This is a genomic window from Micromonospora sp. R77 (assembly GCF_022747945.1).
Classification (GTDB): Bacteria; Actinomycetota; Actinomycetes; order Mycobacteriales; family Micromonosporaceae; genus Micromonospora.
Map to the genome: position 1 here is coordinate 3014119 of NZ_JALDST010000001.1, position 16767 is coordinate 3030885.

At 75.0% G+C, this 16767-nt stretch carries 18 protein-coding genes, 1 pseudogene and 1 riboswitch; of the genes and pseudogenes, 5 read left to right on the forward strand and 14 right to left on the reverse strand.

Annotation, left to right across the window (positions count from 1 at the left end):
• Positions 1 to 25: 25 nt before the first annotated feature.
• The 3 genes from MRQ36_RS14005 (at position 26) to MRQ36_RS14015 (ending at position 3853) form a co-directional block, all read left to right on the forward strand.
• Entirely contained in the window at positions 26 to 952 is a 927-nt protein-coding gene (locus MRQ36_RS14005) for a phytoene/squalene synthase family protein (protein ID WP_242795823.1), read from the forward strand.
• Entirely contained in the window at positions 949 to 2271 is a 1323-nt protein-coding gene (locus MRQ36_RS14010; protein WP_242795825.1) for a deoxyribodipyrimidine photo-lyase, read from the forward strand. The genes MRQ36_RS14005 and MRQ36_RS14010 overlap by 4 nt, the downstream gene beginning before the upstream one ends.
• Positions 2272 to 2374: 103 nt before the next feature.
• Positions 2375 to 3853, forward strand: coding sequence for an FAD-dependent oxidoreductase (locus tag MRQ36_RS14015; RefSeq protein ID WP_242795827.1), 1479 nt, complete (start codon positions 2375 to 2377; stop codon positions 3851 to 3853).
• Here the strand turns inward: MRQ36_RS14015 and MRQ36_RS14020 are convergent, their stop codons facing one another.
• Both MRQ36_RS14020 and MRQ36_RS14025 read right to left on the reverse strand, forming a co-directional pair.
• Positions 3854 to 4615 (reverse strand): crotonase/enoyl-CoA hydratase family protein, encoded by a 762-nt coding sequence (locus tag MRQ36_RS14020; protein WP_242795829.1) that lies wholly within the window; start codon positions 4613 to 4615, stop codon positions 3854 to 3856. It lies immediately after the preceding gene.
• A gap of 50 nt (positions 4616 to 4665) precedes the next feature.
• Positions 4666 to 5565, reverse strand: a complete 900-nt coding sequence (locus MRQ36_RS14025) for a DMT family transporter (RefSeq protein WP_242795831.1) — start codon at positions 5563 to 5565, stop codon at positions 4666 to 4668.
• A gap of 68 nt (positions 5566 to 5633) precedes the next feature.
• Positions 5634 to 5833, forward strand: a riboswitch (cobalamin riboswitch).
• A gap of 39 nt (positions 5834 to 5872) precedes the next feature.
• Between MRQ36_RS14025 and bluB the strand changes: the two genes are divergently transcribed.
• Together bluB and MRQ36_RS14035 are read left to right on the forward strand one after the other, a co-directional pair.
• A complete protein-coding gene (gene bluB / locus MRQ36_RS14030) occupies positions 5873 to 6493 on the forward strand; it encodes a 5,6-dimethylbenzimidazole synthase (RefSeq protein ID WP_242795833.1) in 621 nt (206 codons plus the stop codon).
• A 141-nt stretch (positions 6494 to 6634) separates the two neighbouring features.
• Positions 6635 to 7486 carry a Rieske 2Fe-2S domain-containing protein gene (locus tag MRQ36_RS14035; RefSeq protein WP_242795835.1) on the forward strand — a complete coding sequence of 284 codons (852 nt, stop codon included), beginning with the start codon at positions 6635 to 6637 and terminating at the stop codon, positions 7484 to 7486.
• 133 nt (positions 7487 to 7619) lie between these two features.
• Here MRQ36_RS14035 and MRQ36_RS14045 read toward each other — a convergent pair.
• The 12 genes and pseudogenes from MRQ36_RS14045 to MRQ36_RS14100 form a co-directional block, all read right to left on the reverse strand.
• A pseudogene (locus MRQ36_RS14045) lies at positions 7620 to 8794 on the reverse strand (LysM peptidoglycan-binding domain-containing protein).
• Positions 8795 to 8809: 15 nt separating this feature from the next.
• Entirely contained in the window at positions 8810 to 9184 is a 375-nt protein-coding gene (locus tag MRQ36_RS14050) for a hypothetical protein (protein WP_242801096.1), read from the reverse strand.
• A gap of 53 nt (positions 9185 to 9237) precedes the next feature.
• Positions 9238 to 9705 carry a TadE/TadG family type IV pilus assembly protein gene (locus MRQ36_RS14055; protein WP_242795838.1) on the reverse strand — a complete coding sequence of 156 codons (468 nt, stop codon included), beginning with the start codon at positions 9703 to 9705 and terminating at the stop codon, positions 9238 to 9240.
• Between the two features lie 5 nt (positions 9706 to 9710).
• On the reverse strand, positions 9711 to 10139 hold the full coding sequence (locus tag MRQ36_RS14060; RefSeq protein ID WP_242801098.1) for a TadE family protein: 429 nt from the start codon (positions 10137 to 10139) through the stop codon (positions 9711 to 9713).
• A 59-nt stretch (positions 10140 to 10198) separates the two neighbouring features.
• Complete coding sequence (locus tag MRQ36_RS14065) at positions 10199 to 10408, reverse strand: hypothetical protein (protein WP_242795839.1); 210 nt, start codon at positions 10406 to 10408, stop codon at positions 10199 to 10201.
• A gap of 24 nt (positions 10409 to 10432) precedes the next feature.
• Entirely contained in the window at positions 10433 to 11293 is an 861-nt protein-coding gene (locus tag MRQ36_RS14070; protein ID WP_242801100.1) for a type II secretion system F family protein, read from the reverse strand.
• Complete coding sequence (locus MRQ36_RS14075; RefSeq protein ID WP_242795840.1) at positions 11293 to 12195, reverse strand: type II secretion system F family protein; 903 nt, start codon at positions 12193 to 12195, stop codon at positions 11293 to 11295. The genes MRQ36_RS14070 and MRQ36_RS14075 overlap by 1 nt, the downstream gene beginning before the upstream one ends.
• 1 nt (position 12196) lies before the next feature.
• Positions 12197 to 13735 (reverse strand): CpaF family protein, encoded by a 1539-nt coding sequence (locus MRQ36_RS14080; RefSeq protein WP_242795841.1) that lies wholly within the window; start codon positions 13733 to 13735, stop codon positions 12197 to 12199.
• Positions 13725 to 14558 (reverse strand): ParA family protein, encoded by an 834-nt coding sequence (locus MRQ36_RS14085; RefSeq protein WP_242795842.1) that lies wholly within the window; start codon positions 14556 to 14558, stop codon positions 13725 to 13727. The genes MRQ36_RS14080 and MRQ36_RS14085 overlap by 11 nt, the downstream gene beginning before the upstream one ends.
• Positions 14558 to 15214, reverse strand: a complete 657-nt coding sequence (locus MRQ36_RS14090) for an SAF domain-containing protein (RefSeq protein ID WP_242795843.1) — start codon at positions 15212 to 15214, stop codon at positions 14558 to 14560. Before MRQ36_RS14090 ends, MRQ36_RS14085 begins: the two co-directional genes overlap by 1 nt.
• Complete coding sequence (locus MRQ36_RS14095) at positions 15211 to 16152, reverse strand: hypothetical protein (RefSeq protein WP_374250151.1); 942 nt, start codon at positions 16150 to 16152, stop codon at positions 15211 to 15213. Before MRQ36_RS14095 ends, MRQ36_RS14090 begins: the two co-directional genes overlap by 4 nt.
• A complete protein-coding gene (locus MRQ36_RS14100; RefSeq protein WP_374251126.1) occupies positions 16146 to 16712 on the reverse strand; it encodes a hypothetical protein in 567 nt (188 codons plus the stop codon). The genes MRQ36_RS14095 and MRQ36_RS14100 overlap by 7 nt, the downstream gene beginning before the upstream one ends.
• Positions 16713 to 16767: the final 55 nt, after the last annotated feature.

Sequence of the window (16767 nt, forward strand, 5' to 3'; positions counted from 1 at the left end):
TGCGTCGAATCCCCGAGGAGGGCCGGTGGACACGGATCTCACCGCTGCCTATGCCCGCTGCCAGGAGCTGCATAAACGGCACGGACGTACCTACTATCTCGCCACTCGGCTGCTGCCCGCGTGGAAACGGCGGCATGTGCACGCCTTGTACGGCTTCACCCGGTACGCCGACGAGATCGTGGACCGCACCGAGGACCTGCCACCGGCCGAGCGCGCGGCGCGGCTCGAGGAGTGGTCGGCCCGCTTCGTCGCCGGCCTGCACGGCGAACCCGTCGACGACCCGCTGCTGCCCGCCGTGCTGCACACCATCGCCGTCTTCGACCTGGACCGGGGCGACTTCGCGTCGTTCCTGCGCAGCATGGCGATGGACCTGACGGTCATGGCGTACCCGACCTACGACGACCTGCTCGACTACATGGAGGGCTCGGCCGCCGTCATCGGCACCATGATGCTGCCGATCCTGGGCAGCTCCGACCCGGCCGCCGCCCGGGAGCCGGCCCGGCAGCTCGGCTTCGCCTTCCAGCTCACCAACTTCATCCGGGACGTCGCCGAGGACCTGGACCGGGGCCGCACCTACCTGCCCGACGAGGACCTCGCCAAGTTCGACGTGACCCGCGAGGACCTGCTGGCGGCGAAGGCCGCCGGCCGGACCACGCCCCGGATCCGGGAGCTGATCGAGTACGAGGTGACCCGCGCCCAGGCCCACTACGCCGCCGCCGCGCCGGGCATCCCTCTGCTCTCGCCCGCCTCGCAGGCCTGCATGCGGACCGCGTACGCGCTCTACGGCGGGATCCTCGACGAGGTGGCCGCCCAGGACTACGACGTGTTCGTGCGGCGTGCCCTCGTACCCCAGCGGCGGCGGATGGCGGTGGCCGCGCGGGCGTTGCTCACCCCGACCGGCACGCCGGTGGTGGTCCCCGGCCCGGCGCTCACCCCGGTCCCCGTACCGTGACCGACCGCACCGCGGTCGTGCTCCTCACCCGCGACCTGCGGGTGCACGACCACCCGGCGCTCGCCACCGCCTGCGCGGCGTTCGACCGGGTGGTCCCGCTGTACGTCCTCGACCCGGCGCTGGCCGGGCTGTCCCCGAACCGGACCCGGTTCCTGCACCAGAGCCTCGCGGACCTGCGGGACGCGCTCCGCGAGCGCGGCGGGGACCTGGTGATCCGCCGCGGCGACCCGGTGGCCGAGACGATCAAGCTGGCCCGGGAGGTGAACGCCGAGGGCGTCGGCCTCTCCGCCGACGTCAGCCGCTACGCCCGGCGCCGGGAGGAACGACTGCGCGCGGAGTGCGAGCGGCACCGGCTCTTCCTGCGGCTCTTCCCCGGCCTCACCATCGTCGACCCGGGGGCGCTGCGTCCGGCCGGTGGGGACCACTACCGGGTGTTCAGCCCGTACTTCCGCAGCTGGCAGGGGGCGGCCTGGCGGGAGGAACTGGCCGCGCCGAAGCGGGTCGCGCTGCCCGACGGCCTCGACCCCGGCCCGCTGCCCGCGCCACCGGACGGCGCCTCCCCGGACGCGGCGCCCGGCGGCGAGAGCCACGCCCGACGCCGGCTCACCCGGTGGCTGCCCACGCTCGACCGCTACGACGACATCCACGACGACATGGCCGGCGACGAGACCTCCCGACTCAGCCCCTACCTGCGGTTCGGCTGCGTGTCGCCGCTGGCCGTGGCGAACCGGGCCGGCAGCCGGGAGGGGCCCTTCGTCCGGCAGCTCTGCTGGCGGGACTTCTACTACCAGGTGACCGCCGGTTTCCCGGACATCTCGACCGTCGCCTACCGGCGGGGTGCCACGGAACAGTGGCGGGACGACCCCGAGGCGCTGGCGGCCTGGGCCGAGGGGCGTACCGGGATGCCGATCGTGGACGCCGGGATGCGGCAGCTGCGCGCCGAGGGGTGGATGCACAACCGGGCCCGGTTGATCACCGCCGGCCACCTGACCAAGACGCTCCGCCTGGACTGGCGGCCCGGGGTGAAGGTCTTCTCCCGGTGGCTGCTCGACGGGGACGTGGCGAACAACTCCGGCAACTGGCAGTGGGTGGCCGGCACCGGCAACGACAGCCGGCCGTACCGCGGCTTCAACCCGGTCCGCCAGGCCGAACGCTACGACCCCGTCGGCGCGTACGTGCGGCGGTGGGTGCCCGAGCTGGCGTCGGTGCAGGGCAAGGCGGTCCACCAGCCGTGGCGGCTGCCGCCCGAGGTGCGCCGCACCCTGGACTATCCGGCGCCGCTGGAGGTCCCCGGCGCGGACCCGGTCTGGCTGCGCTGACCCAGGCGGCCGGCGATCGGGTCGGCGGTCGCAATCATTACCGGCGGGGAAATTCCTGGCCGGTACGGTGGCCCGCCGCCGGACGGTGCGGAATGCTGGCGGGGTGGCAGATCCGGAACTGGTGGACGTGGTCGTCGTCGGGCTCGGCGTGGGCGGCGAGGAGGTGGCCGGGCGGCTCGCCGAGGCCGGCCTGACCGTCGTCGGCATCGAGCGGGACCTGACCGGCGGGGAGTGCCCCTACTGGGGCTGCATCCCGAGCAAGATGATGATCCGGGCGGCGAACGCCCTCGCCGAGGCCCGCCGGGTCAACGAGCTGGCCGGGGCGGCGCAGGTCCAGCCCGACTGGGCGCCGGTGGCGAAGCGCATCCGCGAGGAGGCCACCGACACCTGGGACGACAAGGTGGCGGTCGACCGGTTCGTCGGCAAGGGCGGCCGGTTCGTGCGGGGCAGCGGCCGGCTCGACGGCCCCGGCCGGGTACGCGTCGGCGACCAGGTCTTCCAGGCCCGGTACGGCATCGTGCTGGGCACCGGCACCCGGCCGTCGATCCCGCCGATCGACGGCCTCGCCGACACCCCGTACTGGACCAACCACCAGGCGATCGAGGTCGAGGAGCTGCCCGGGTCGCTGCTGGTGCTCGGCGGCGGGGCGATCGGGCTGGAGCTGGCGCAGGTCTTCGCCCGGTTCGGCGTACGGGTCACCGTGGTCGAGGCCGCCGACCGGGTGCTCGCGATCGAGGAACCCGAGTCGTCCGAGCTGGCCGCCGCCGCGCTGCGCGCCGACGGGGTGACCATCTCCACCGGGGTGAAGGCCGAGCGGGTCAGCCACGACGGCAGCCGGTTCACCGTGCACGCCACCGGTGCCGAGTTCACCGGCGACCGGCTGCTGGTGGTGACCGGGCGGAAGGCGCACCTGGACGAACTCGGCCTGGAGACGGTGCACGTCGACGCCGCACAGCGCTACCTGCCGGTCGACGAGCGGATGCACGTCACCGACGGGATCTGGGCGGTCGGCGACCTCACCGGCGAGGGCGCGTTCACCCACATCGCCATGTACCAGGCGGCCATCGTCGTCGCCGACGTACTCGACCACACCCGCCGCGCCCGGGGCGGCCCGGACGCCAGCGGCACCGCCAGTGCCGTCGGCGGTGCGGCCGGCCCGGCCGGCGCGGTCGGCGAGGCGGCGGGCGGGTCCACCGCCGCGCCGGGCAGCGTTCCGGTCGCCGACTACCGGGCGCTGCCCCGGGTCACCTTCACCGACCCCGAGATCGGCGCGGTCGGTCTCACCGAGCAGCAGGCCCGGGACCGCGGCGTCAACGTCCAGGTCGGTTACACCGACCTCACCTCGTCCTCGCGCGGCTGGATCCACAAGGCGGGCAACGCCGGCTTCATCAAGCTGGTCGCCGACGCCGACCGGGGCGTGCTGATCGGTGCCACGTCGGCGGGTCCGGCCGGCGGCGAGGTGCTGTCGGGTCTGGCGGTGGCGGTGCACGCCGCCGTGCCGATCAGCCAGCTCCGGCACATGATCTACGCCTATCCGACCTTCCACCGGGCCGTCGAGGACGCGCTGCGCAACCTGAGGTAGCTAGGCCGGGGTGCCGTGGCGGCCGGCGCCCGCCGTGAAGCGGGCGGCGCCGGCCGCCGCGTCCGTGGCCAGCGACTCCACGCCGTAGGCCAGCTCGGTGGCGAGCGCCTCCGGCTCGGGCCGGCCGGCGCCCGCCAGCAGCGCGGCGCGGTCGTTGCGCAGGCAGGTCTGCGGATGCCGGGCGATCCCGGCGGCCAGTTCCTCGGCCGCCGACCGGGCCTCACCCGGCGCGACCAGCCGGTTCACCAGACCCATCGCGTACGCCTCGGCGGCGGGCACCGGACGGCCGGTGAGGATCAGGTCCATCGCCCGGCTCTCCCCGATCAGCCGGGGCAGCCGCACGGTGCCGCCGTCGATCAGCGGTACGCCCCACCGCCGGCAGAACACCCCGAGCGTCGCGTCGGACTCGGCGACCCGCAGGTCGCACCAGAGCGCCAGCTCCAGGCCGCCGGCCACCGCGTACCCGGAGATCGCGGCGATCACCGGCTTGGACAGCCGCATCCGGGTCGGCCCCATCGGGCCGTCGCCCTCCGGCTCGACCCGGTTGCCACGCGGCGTACCGATGGCCTTCAGGTCGGCGCCCGCGCAGAACGTGCCGCCGGCACCCCAGAGCACCGCGACCGCCGCGTCCGGGTCGGCCTCGAAGGCGCGGAACGCGTCCGCGAGGGCCCGCGCGGTCGGGCCGTCGACGGCGTTCCGGGCCGCCGGCCGGTCCAGGATCACCGTGGTCACCGGCCCGTCGTGCGCCACGCGTACGCCCATGAGGGCCAGCATGCCCGTCGACCGCGCCGGCACGCCAGACCGGGTGACGGTCAGGTGCGACGGACCAGGGTGGCACCGAGCGCCGCGCCCACCACGCAGGCGACGCCGAGCAGCTGCGCCCAGGCCAGCAGCTCGTCGAGGAGCAGCGCGCCGACCAGCGCGGCCACGGCCGGCTCCAGGCTGAGCAGCACCGCGAAGACCCGCGCCGGCATCCGGCGCAGCGCGGCCAGCTCCGCCGAGTACGGCAGCACCGACGACAGCAGCGCCACCCCGAGCCCGAGCGCCAACATCCGTGGATCGAGCAGCTCGGCCCCGCCGGACGCCACCCCGAACGGGAGCACGCAGACCGCGCCGGCCGCCATACCCAGCGCCAGCCCTCGACTGCCCGGGACCCGCCCGCTCATCGCCTTGCCCAGCAGCACGTACCCGGCCCAGCCGGCCGCGACCAGCGCGCAGAGCAGCAGGCCGAGCGCGTCGAGCCCGGCCCCGCCGAGCCCCGCCAGCAGCAGGACCCCGGTGCCGGCCAGCAGCGCCCACAGCACGTCGACCACCCGCCGGCTGCCCAGCAACGAGACCAGCAGCGGGCCGGCGAAACCGACGGTGACCGCCACCCCGAGCGGCACCCGCTGGAGCGCGGCGTAGAAGACGAGGTTCATCGTCGCCATGGCCAGCCCGAACGCCCCGATCAGGCCGGCCGCCCGCCAACCGGGCCAGCGCGTCGGGCGGCCGACGGCCAGCAGGACCAGCGCGCCGAGGCCGAGCCGCAGGGTGGTCGTACCCCCGGCGCTGGTAGCGGTGAAGAGCTGCTTGGCGACCGCGGCGCCGACCTGGGTGGAGACCATGCCGAGCAGCATGAGCAGCGGCGGCGGCACGGCCTCCGGGCGACCCAGCGCGGCGACGAACCGGACCGCCGGGGCGGCGGACGGGGTACGAGAGGCATGCGCGTACACCCGACCACGATCGCGGGCGCCCGGCGCCCTCCGCCATCGATTTCCCGGCCGCGGCGGCTAGCATCGGCGGCGGCACGATCATGCGAGGTGCCCCGCGCGAGCGGGGAGAATCGGGAAGCCGGTGGAAATCCGGCACGGGCCCGCCGCGGTGACCGGGGAGCCACCGTCCACGCGCGACACGCGCAGCCACTGGCCGTACGGCCGGGAAGGCGGACGGCCAGGCGTCGATCCGGGAGTCCGAAGACCGGCCTCGCGTCAGTCGCCCACCCCCCCCCGGGGGCCGGGCCGAGCGCAGCGGGAGCCTGCCTTGGATCTGTACGACGTCATCCACCGCCGTCGGGACGTGCGCGCCGAGTTCACCGGAGCACCGGTGCCGGACGACGCCCTCGACCGGGTCCTGCGCGCCGCGCACGCCGCACCGAGCGTCGGCAACACCCAGCCGTGGGACTTCGTCCTGGTCCGCGACCCGGACACCCGGCACCGCTTCCACCAGCACGTCCAGACCGAGCGGGACACCTTCGCCGCCACCCTGGACGACGCGGCGGCGGCCCGGTTCGCCCAGATCAAGATCGACGGGGTGCTGGAGTCGACGCTGTCGGTCGTCGTCACGTACGACGCCGCGCGGGGCGGGCCGGCGGTGCTGGGCCGGCACGCCATCGCCGACGCCGGGCTTTACTCGGTCTGCCTCGCCATCCAGAACCTCTGGCTGGCGGCGACCGCGGAAGGGCTCGGCGTCGGCTGGGTCTCGTTCTACCGGGAGCCGTTCCTGGCCGATCTGCTCGACATTCCCGCCGGCATCCGGCCCGTCGCCTGGCTCTGCCTCGGCCCGGTCACCCACCTGGAGGCCGTACCCGACCTGGTCCGCCACGGCTGGCGTACCGGCCGCCCCCTCGCTGCCGCCGTCCACACCGACCACTGGCCCACCTGACCACACCCGTCTTTTGCGTCCCGGCCCCGTCCGTCCGGGGCCGGTCCCGCCGGCGTTCGGTGGCGGGCGGGTCGGGTACCGGACGGGTGATTCGGGGTTGCCGCCCGGTTTGCGACCGCCCGGGTCGGGAAGTCTGAACCGGTGCGAGAACTCCTGACGAAACTCGAACAGGCATCGGCGCTGGACCGGGTCGGTGACCGGTTGCAGCGCGCCGTCCAGGCCACGCTCCGCCCGCAGCGGGTACGCGACGCGCTGCACGGCGTCTGGCTGGGGCACCCGCTGCACCCGGCGATGGTGCAGGTGCCGGTCGGCGCCTGGATCTCCGCCGCTGTCGTCGACCTGCTGCCGGGCCAGCGGCGGGCCGCCACCGTCCTGGTCGGGCTCGGCACGGTCAGCGCCGTACCGGCCGCCGTGGCCGGGCTCAACGACTGGGCGGCCCTCTCGCGCGACCAGCGTCGGATCGGCCTGGTGCACGCCGCCGCGAACAGCGTCGGGTTGGCGCTCTACGCCGGCTCGCTGGCCGCCCGGTTGAACGGCCGGCACGGGCTGGGGCGCACGCTGGCCTACCTGGGCCTCTCGGCGGCGAGCGCCGGGGCGTACCTGGGTGGGCACCTGGCGTACAAGCAGGGTGCGCAGGTCAATCAGAGCGTCTCCGAGCTGCACCGGATGAGCGACGGCTGGCACTCGTTGGCCGACCTGGCCAACCTGCCGCAACGGCAGCTCGTCACCCGCGAGGTGGACGACGTGTCGGTGATCCTCTACCGGCACGGCGACGACGTCACCGTGATGCTGGAGCGCTGCCCGCACCAGAGCGGCCCGCTCGGCGAGGGCGAGGTGCAGGAGATCGACGGTCACGCCTGCGTGGTCTGCCCGTGGCACGGCAGCGCGTTCCGGCTCAACGGCGGCGAGGTGGTGCACGGGCCGTCCGCGAACGACCAGCAGATCCTGCCGACCCGCGTGGTCGACGGCGTCCTGCAGACCCGCCTGCCCTGACCCCCGCCCGACCCCGCCCGACTCCGCTCGGCCCCGACCTGGCCTTGACCGGCCCGGCCCGGCTTGCCCCGGCCCGGCTCGTGGTCCGGCCTCGTCCCGGGTGGTGGCCCTGCCCGGGACGAGGCCGGCCGGGTCAGTCCTTGCGGTGCCGGCCGATGGCCAGCGCCCGCCCGGCGGCCCGCACCACCGGTCGGCGGCGCAGGCCGAGCACGGCACCGATCTGGGCGCCGACCATGCTCGCCACCGCCAGCACCGCGGAGATCGCCAGCGGCCGGTTGATCCCGTCGTCCACGGTGGCCCGGGACGCGCCGGCCGCCATCGACGGCGCCCGGCCCGCCGGCTCGTCGGCCGGCGGCGCGACGGTACGGGTCACCCCGGTCCCGGCGACGGCTTGCCCTTCGGTGCCTGACCGGTGGCCCCCGCCCCGCCGGCGTCACCCGGCTGGGCGCCCGGACCGTGCGGCGCCGCCCCGGACCATTGGGCACCGCGCTCGGCCCGGCCTGGCTGGGCGTACGCGGTGCGGGGCCGGCCGCGACGGCCGCACCACCAGCCGGCCGGCGGCGTGCGCGCGGGCCCCGCGTCGGACGCGCTCTCCGGCAGTTTCAGCAACTGACCGGGGCGGATCCGGTTCGGGTCGGCGAGCCGGTTGAGCCGGGCCACCTCGCCGTACCGGTCGAAGTCGTCCAGGTACCGTTCGGCCACCTCGCCCAGGTAGTCGCCCTTCGCCACCCGGTAGAGCGGCGGCGCGGCCTCCGGGGTGGCGACCGGGGCGGACCGTACCGACGCGCCGACGCCGGACCCGGCCACCGGGTTCGAGACGGCCAGCGTGACGGCCGACGTCGAGGGGTTCAGCGTGCCGGCCGACGTCGGCGCGGCCATGGCGACGGCGGGCGTGGGGGCGGCCAGCGTGGCGGCGCTCGCGGCGGCCGGGCTGGCCGCCAGGATCAGGGCGACCGAGCCGACCAGTGCCGCCGCAGCCCGCTGCTGCCGGCCCATCCCGGGCAGCTTCGGCGCGGGCCGGCGCAGCACCTGCGCCACCAGCTCCACCACCACGGAGAAGGCGAACGTCGCCCAGCCGAACCAGCCGACCACGGCCAGCGCCCGCAGGAAGAGCTGCCCGTCGTCGCGGCTGGTCAGGGCGGTGCCGACCTCGGCGAGCGTGGGCAGGTGGTCGGGGAGCGGGTTGCCGGCGAAGGCGAGGAGCGCGATCGGTGCGCCGGCCAGCACCCCGCAGAGCACGACGAGAGCGCCGAGCCCGGTGAGGACCTGGCCGGTCCGCCGTACGGCGGAACGCTGCGGTGCGGCCATGGCTGCCTTCCCTTCCTACGGTGCCCCGGTGAGTGCGCGGGCGGTGGCCTCACCGGTGACGGTGACGGTGTTGTCGAAGCCGAAGAGGCCGAGCAGGTCCCGGCGGTAGGTGATGCGGACGCGTACCCGGATCTGTTTCTCCCCGTCGACCACCGGGAAGCTGACGTCGTGGCCGCCGACGTCGCCCGCGGCGGTCAGGTAGTCGGCGACGGCGGTGCGGGCGCTCGGTTCGTCGATCTCCTTGGGCCCGCCCTCGATGGCCCGGGCCCGGTCGATCATCTGGCCGCCGCTGCGGGCCGCCTCGGCGGCCAGGTCGTCCGCGCGCTGCAACGAGCGCAGCTGCCCGGCGCCGTCATAGGCCAGCCCGACGATCGCGAGTACGCCGATCATCGCCACGGCGAGGAAGAGGCTGACCCGGCCGCTCTCCCGGCCCGCCCGCCCGCTCACCGCCGGCTCCGGTACGTGTCGAGCGGCGAGGTGAAGGTGGCGGAGACGCCCTTCCCGCCGGGTACCCCGGGCAGCCCGGGGGCGCGCAGGTCCGCGAAGGAGACGGTGCAGCTCACCGACACGGTCACGGTGGCCGGCACCCCCGCCGCAGTCCGGTAGGCCCTCTCGAAGGTGGTCTTCTTCGTCCCGACGGAGCCACTGAACGTCAGCCGCGGCGTGCCGACGCAGTTCAGCCCTCGCCAGTCGAGCTGCCGTTGAGCGGCCTCGACGGCGGCGTCCCGGCCGTGGCGGGCGTCCCGGGCGATCGAGGCGGCGCGGGCGGCGTCGTGTGCGGCGGACTCCACCGCCTCGTCGGCGACCGCGGTCCGCCCCGCCACGCCGGCCAGCACCATCAGCGCGATGAAGGCCGGGGCGAGCACCGCCACCTCGATCGAGACGGAACCCCGGTCGCGCCGGTCGACCATGCGGCTCACCCCGTCGTCCAGCGTTCGGCGGTGCCGTGCGCGGTCTGTCGCACCGGGAAGCTCACGCCCGGGATGACCGACAGGGAACGCCCGCTCACCGTGCAGCTGACCTCGGTGGGCTCGGGGGCGTCGGTGGTGCAGGTCGACTCCCAGCCGACCAGCCAGTCCCCGGCGGTACGCAGGAAACGGGTGGCCCGCGCCTCGCCGGCGCCGGGCGGCGCCTGGAGCAGCCGCTGCGCGTTGACGCCGCTCTGCGCCGCGTTCAGCGCGGTGGAGCGCGCGACGAACCAGACGGCCACCTGGATGGAGGCGAAGAGCAGCACCAGGATCAGCGGCATCACCACCGCCAGCTCCACCGGGTTGGCGCCCCGCTCCGTACCGCCCGCGGTGAGCCGCCGCCGGACGACCTCGACGATCCGTCCCGCCCCGCGCAGGCCGGTGAGCCGGTCGGCGGCTGCCGACCGGCTCCGGTCCGTGCGCGCGGGACACACCGTCACGGGGCCTTCGGTGCCGTGTTGTCCGGGATGGCGTTCATCCAGTTGTTCGCCTTGGCCAGGGCGAAGCCGGTGACCGCCATGGCCACCGCGACCAGCCCGAAGATGATCACGGCGGTCGGCACCGGGCTGTCGCCCCGCTCGCTCTCCCGGCGCAACTCGGCCAGGCGCGTGCTCACCGCGGCGTGCAGATAGGTGTAGAGGAACATGGCTTCTCCTTCTGATGGACGGGTTCACAGGCGGGCGAGGAACGGATAGATGGCGAAGCCGAGCAGGACGAAGACCAGCAGCGAGCCGGGGATGTCCAACTTGCTGGTCACCCCCTCGGCGCGGGTCAGGTTGTCGGTGCGGATCTGGTCGCGCAGCGAGTCGGCCCGGCTGCGCAGCGTCTCGTGCACCTGCGCCCCCTCGCTGCCGGAGGAGCGCATGATCGCGCCCACGTCGCCGAGCTCCGCGATGCCGATCCGGTCGGCCAGTTCCTGGAGCTCGTCCCAGGGGGAGTGCATCTGCAACTGGGCGATCCGCAGCGACTCGCGGATCCGGTCGAAGACCCAGCCGTCGCAGACCGCCGCCGCCCGCTCCAGCGACTGCACCGGGCCATGCGCGGCGGAGAGCTGCAACGCCACCAGGTCCAGGTAGGTGCAGACCGCCTGCCGGAACTCGTCCCGCGCCGCGTCCGCCTTGGCCAGCACCGTGCGGTGCGCGAGCAGGCCGGCGACCAGCGCCATCCCCAGGCTCCCCAGCACGGGTACGACCACCGGCAGCGACACCCCGCCGAGGAAGAGCACGGCCGACAGCACGGTCGGCAGGGCCAGCCCGACCAGCGCGGAGAGCAGCACCGACAGGGCGTACTGCTCGGGGGTCTGGTCGATCAGGGCGAGCTGCCGGTGCGGCGGGCGCAGCCAGCGGGAGAACCCGCCCAGCCAGTCCGGCCCGGCACCGGCCACCGGGGCCTGACCGGGTGGCTGGTGCAGCCGGCGCAGCGCCGGGCCGAGCGCCGGGGTGGCCGGCAGCGCCTCCCGGACCACCAGGAAGAGCCCGAGCCCGACGATCCCGCCACCCACCACGGCGATGGCCAGCTGCCAGTTCAGAATCACGCGATCGCCTCCTCCGGGTCGGGGGCGGGCAGGAAGCGGGCCGGCCGGGGCGGCTGGCTCATCGACCGCACCCAGACCAGCAGCCCGATGAACGCCGCCCCGAGGATCGCCATCACCAACTGCCCGAACGCGGTCCCGTACGGCTGCACGTACTCGCGGTTGACCAGCCCGTACGCCAGGGTGGCCAGGGTCATCCCGGTGAGGAAGCGGACCGCGAACCGGGGCTGGGTGCGCTTCGCCTCGATCTCCCGCCGGGTGGCCACCTCGGCGGACGCGGCGGAGGCGATCGAGCCGAGCACGTCACCGAGGCGCTCACCCCGGTCGGTCAGGTGCAGGATCAGCGCCGCCACCACCTGGTCGCAGACCGGGTCGCCGATCTCGTCGGCGAAGGCGAGCAGGGCGGCGCGGGCCAGCCAGCCGGCCTGGAGGCGGGCGGCCAGGGTGCGTACCTCCTCCTGGATCTCCTCCGGCGCGGTGGCGATGGTGCCGATGATGGCCTGCTGGAGGCCCTGGCCGGTGTTGGAGATGTCCTTGAGCCGGCGGGTCCACTCGCCGACCGCCTCGATCCGGGCGATGGCCCGCTGCTCGGCCCGGCCCACCGCGAACAGCCACGGCACGCCGGGGACCGCCAGGGCCACCAGCAGCCCCACCACCGGCAGCCCGGTCAGCAGGAAGGCCAGCGCGCCGGCCACCACCGCGCCGCCGAGCAGCACCTGGTGGTTGCGCTGCTCCCGGCGGCTCGCCCCGGAACCGGTCCACAACCGGCGTACGCCACCCGAGCCGGCGCCCGGGGTCGGGCCCGGCGGCCGGCGGGTGCCGACCAGCGCGACCACGGCCAGCACCAGCCCGGCCACGCACGCCGCCCCCGACACCAGCGCGATCAGTTCGAGCGTCGTCATGTCAGCGCCTCGCCAGGCGGGTGTGGCGCGGGCGGCGCCAGGCGCCGGTGCCGGCCTCGATGAAGCGGGTCAGCAGCCGGGCGTCGTAGCCGACCCGGAGCAGTTGCTCGCGGATCCGCTCCGGCAGGTGCCGGGGCACCGCCCGGCCGTCCGGGCCCGGCCCGAAGACGGTGGTGGTGGTGATCCGGTTGCCGTCACCGACCCCGATCACCTCCTCCACATGGGAGACGAACCGGTGCTTGCGACCCCCGATCGCGGTCTCGTCCTCGACGGTGACGTAGACGATCAGGTCCAGCGCGTTGCCGGCCATCCGGCGGGCCTGCTCGACGGTCATCTCCCGGCCGTGGGCCAGCGCCAGCTCGATGATCCGCTCACCCACCCCGCTCGGGGTACGCGCGTGGATGGTGCACATCGACCCGCGGCTGGTGGTCATCGCCTGGAGCATCGGCACGATCTCCCGGGACCGCACCTCGCCGACGATGATCCGCAGGACGCCCATCCGCAGCGAGACCGGGATCAGGTCGGCGATGCTCACCTCACCGGCCGGTCGCCCGTCCATGCCGCGTTCGCCGTGCCCCTCCCGGGACTCGAAGCTCATCACCGCCCGGTGCTTCTGCCCGCGCCGCGCCGGCAGCAGTTCCCGGCTCTCCTCCAGCAGCACGTACGGCTCGTCGGCCGGGATCTCGTTCATCAGCGCCCGGATGACCGTGGTCTTCCCGGCGCCGGCCAGCCCGGCGACCATGATGTTCAGCCCGGCCCGCATGGACGCGCGGAGGAAGTCGCGCAGCAGCGGGTCGATCATCTCGTCCAGGTCGGCCCGGGTGCCGGCGATGTCCTCCAGGCTCACGTCGAGCGTGTTGTGCTTGCGGATCACCGCGTACGGGCGGTGGCTGACCAGGAAGACCGCGGCGAGCCGGCTGCCGTCGGGCAGTTGCAGGTCCAGTGTCGGCTTGGAGGTCGAGAGGGACCGCTCGGTCGCCCCGGCCCGACGGGCCGCCGCCTGGAGGATCTCCACCAGTTCGTCGTCGCTGTCGGCGATCGGTTCGACCCAGTCGACGCCGCCGCCGTGCCGGGTGATGCGTACCTGGTCGCAGCCGAGGATGTGCACCTCCTCGATGGTGTCGTCGACCAGCAGCGTCTGGAGTCGACCGAGACCGACCAGTTCGGCGGTGACCTGGTCGAGCAGGATCCGCTCGGCGTCGGCGGGCATCGGCGTGCCGGCCCGGCGCACCGAGTCCGCGTACGCGGACACCACCGCGACCGCGAGCCGGGCCCGCTCCACCTCCTCGGCGTCCGCGTCGAACTCCCGGCCGCGCTGCCAGAGGGTGAGCCGTTCGCTCAGTTCCCGGCGCAGTTCCCGGACCACCGCGAAGTCCACCCGGGGGCGCGGCGGGGCGAGGGGCGGCGGCGGGGGGAGGGCGGCCGGGGGCGCGGCGTGGTGGTGGCGACCGTTCGGCGGTGCCGCGAGGATCGGCGGCACCGTGGAGGTGGCTCCCGGCTGCTGGCCGCGCGGGTCGTGGGAGACCGGTTCAAACCGCACCGGACACCCCCGGCGTGCTGCCGGCCCGCAGCTGCGGCGTGCTCTGCGGGACCGGCCAGGCCAGCCGGGCCAGCCGCCGCTCCAGCAGCGCCCGGACCGGCACCTCCAGGGCACCGGCCGCGCGCATCAGCGGCCGTCCGGCCCGCACCGTGCCGCCCAGGCTGAGCACCTCGGCGGTACGCGGGTCCTCCGGCAGCCGGGCGATCACCGGGAGCCGCAGCGCCTTGCTGATCTCAGCGTTGCCATGGCCGTCCCCGACCACCAGCAGCCGCAGCGTGCCCGGCGGCACCCGGTGCTCGGTGAAGTCCCGTTCGATGGCCCGGATCGTCGCCCGGGTGGCCGACAGGTCGGGCAGTTTCGCCCGGGTGACCAGCAGTACCACGGCGGCGGCCCGGAGCACCGGCCACGGTGGACCGGCCACCTGGAGCCGCCCGCAGTCGACCAGCACGTCGTACGGGGGGACGCCCTTCTCCAGCCCGGTGAAGAAGTCGGCGAAGCGCTGCCAGAGCGGGGTGACGCTGCCGGCCTGGGCGGGGTCCACCACGCCGGGCAGCAGCAGCCGTTCCCGTTTCGGCGCGTCCAGGTCGACCAGCTGCGACCAGAAGGCACTCTCCAGGTTGCCGTCGCGCAGTTCGCCGACGGCGAGTTCACCGATGCCGCGCGGACCGTCCAGCGCCCCGCCCAGATAGCCGGCGAGGACGGACCCGCCGGCCGGGTCGCACTCGGCCAGCACCAGCCGCCGGTGCCAGCTCAGCGCGGCGGCCAGCGCGGACGTGGTGACGCCCGGTGAGCCCTTCGCCGAGACCAGCGCGATGATCGCCATCAGGCCGCCCGGGTGAGCACGACCGCGATCCGGTCGTCGGCGGCCAGCACCACGACCGCCGGTACGTCCCGGACGGCCAGCGCCAGGTAGACCACCACGTCGTCGTTCTGCGGGGTGGCGGTGTCGATCACGGTCGCCTCGAACCGGGTGCCACCGGCGCGCGCGGAACCCTGCGCGTTGTCATCGGGGGTGCTGACCAGCAGGAGCTTGTCGCCGGGGTGCAACCGACGGGCGGGCACCTTGCTGGTGTCCAGGCCGAGGGCGATCTGCTGCTGGCCGGGGCCGAGCAGCGGGGCGTCGGTGAGCTGTCCGGCGGTGAGCAGCGTGCCGGGGGTCAGCGACACGGCGGCGCGCAGTCCGACCACCTCCTTGATCCGGGCGGCCGGCACGGGGGCCAGCCCCTGACCGCCGGAGACCTGCACGGCGACCAGGTCGTCGGCGCTGAGCTGGCTGCCGACCTCGACCGGGCGGGCCACCGCGAGATAGCTGCCGGTGGCCCGGACGGAGGTGACCGCGAACGCCGCACCCAGCCCACCGAGGGCGATCAGCAGCACGGCCAGGCCGAGCAGACCGGGGCGTACCCGCCGCTGCCGGACCACCTTGGGCGGCGCGACCGGCGCGTCGACCGGGGTGCCGTTCCGGGTTGCGATGCTCATCGGGCGACCACCTGGAGTTCCTGGATCTGGATGGGGATGGTGTTGCTGGTCCGGATCTGGGGGAGTTCACCGCTGGGCGAGCCGTCGCCGGTCTCCCAGTGCACCGACCAGTGCGTGGTGGCCCGGACCCGGTACGTGTCGGCCCGCTGGTAGCCGCCGTCGTAGCCGCAGTCGGGCGAGGGCCGGCCGGCCAGGCCGCCCTTCGCGTCGTACGGGGTGCCGGGGCCGTGGCAGGTGACCTCTTGGCCGTCGCCCATGTCCCAGACGATCGAGTCGACCTTCGCGGTGATGGTGACCGTGAGCCCCCGGTCGGAGGCCGACTTGGTCAGCGGCCCGAAGTAGTTGGGGCCCTTGCTGGCCCACATCCAGACCGGCAGGCCGACCAGACCCGGCCCCTTGCTCCGCCGGGGCGCGACCGCGATCCGGGGCGGCAGCAGGCTGATCGAGGCGAGCGCCCGACGGGCCAGCTCTTCCGGGTCGGGCGGGGCGCCGTAGCCGGGCGGCGGGCCGTCCCGCAGCACCACGGTCTGCGCGCCGAGGTCGCCGCCGTTGCAGGTCTGCAGGTACCACTGCTTGCCCTCGGGGGCGGTCGGCTGCGGTTCGGCGAGCTTGTAGTAGCAGCCGTCGCCGGTGTTGAACCAGCCCAGGACGTCGTCGTAGCAGGGGATGACCCGGCCGTTCCACTGGCACTTGGCGGCCCCGCCACCACCGCCGGTGTTGCCTCCGCCGCCGGTGTTCCCGCCGCCCCCGCCCGGGTCGCCCGGCACGCCCGGGTCGTCGTCCCAGACCGAGCAGTCGTTCTGGCCGGGCGGGCACTCCGCTCCCGGGTCACCGGGGCGGGCCGCCGAGGCGGGGACGCCGGAGAGGGCCACCAGCAGGGCGAGGCCGGCCGCCACGAGGAGCCGGCGCGGCGTCCCGGCGCGGCCCGGGGTCAGCACGGCTGGTCCTCGTGCGCGGCGCCGGTGCTGATCAGCCACCGGCCGTCGGGGTACCGGGTGGCGGTCGCCGTCGCCAGATAGCGACCGCCACCCGTCCCCGGGACCACCCGATGGTCCCGGGCGTACACCAGCCGGTAGCCGGTCGCGTCGAGGCAGTCCTGGATCTCCACGGTGGGCGGGTCGGCGGCCAGGTCGACCGAGGTCACGGTGGGATCCGAGACGAGCTTTCCGGTACGCATCGCGCCGTGCTCCTTCGCGTCACGAATTGCCAGCCGCACCCGGGTCAGCAGCGGATCGGCGAGGAACCTGGCCAGCGCGGGGTGCCGTGGATCGCTGCGCGCGCTCGCCTCCCGGGACGCGTCCAGATAGCCGGAATAGGCGGTGAGGGCGGCTTTTCCGGCGGCTTGCTGGTCGGCGTCCGAATGGGCGGAAGGGCTGGTGTGGTGGCGGGGCAGCGGCGTCACCGCCGTGTCCCGCTGGGTGCCGCAGCCACTGGTGCCGCCCAGCATCGCCAGGCTGAGCAGGCAGATCGTCCATCGGCGGGAATGCCGTGTGCGCAACGCCTCGCCCTCCTCGGTGGCGACCCGGAGCCGCCGGAACCGCGCTGCTCCGGGC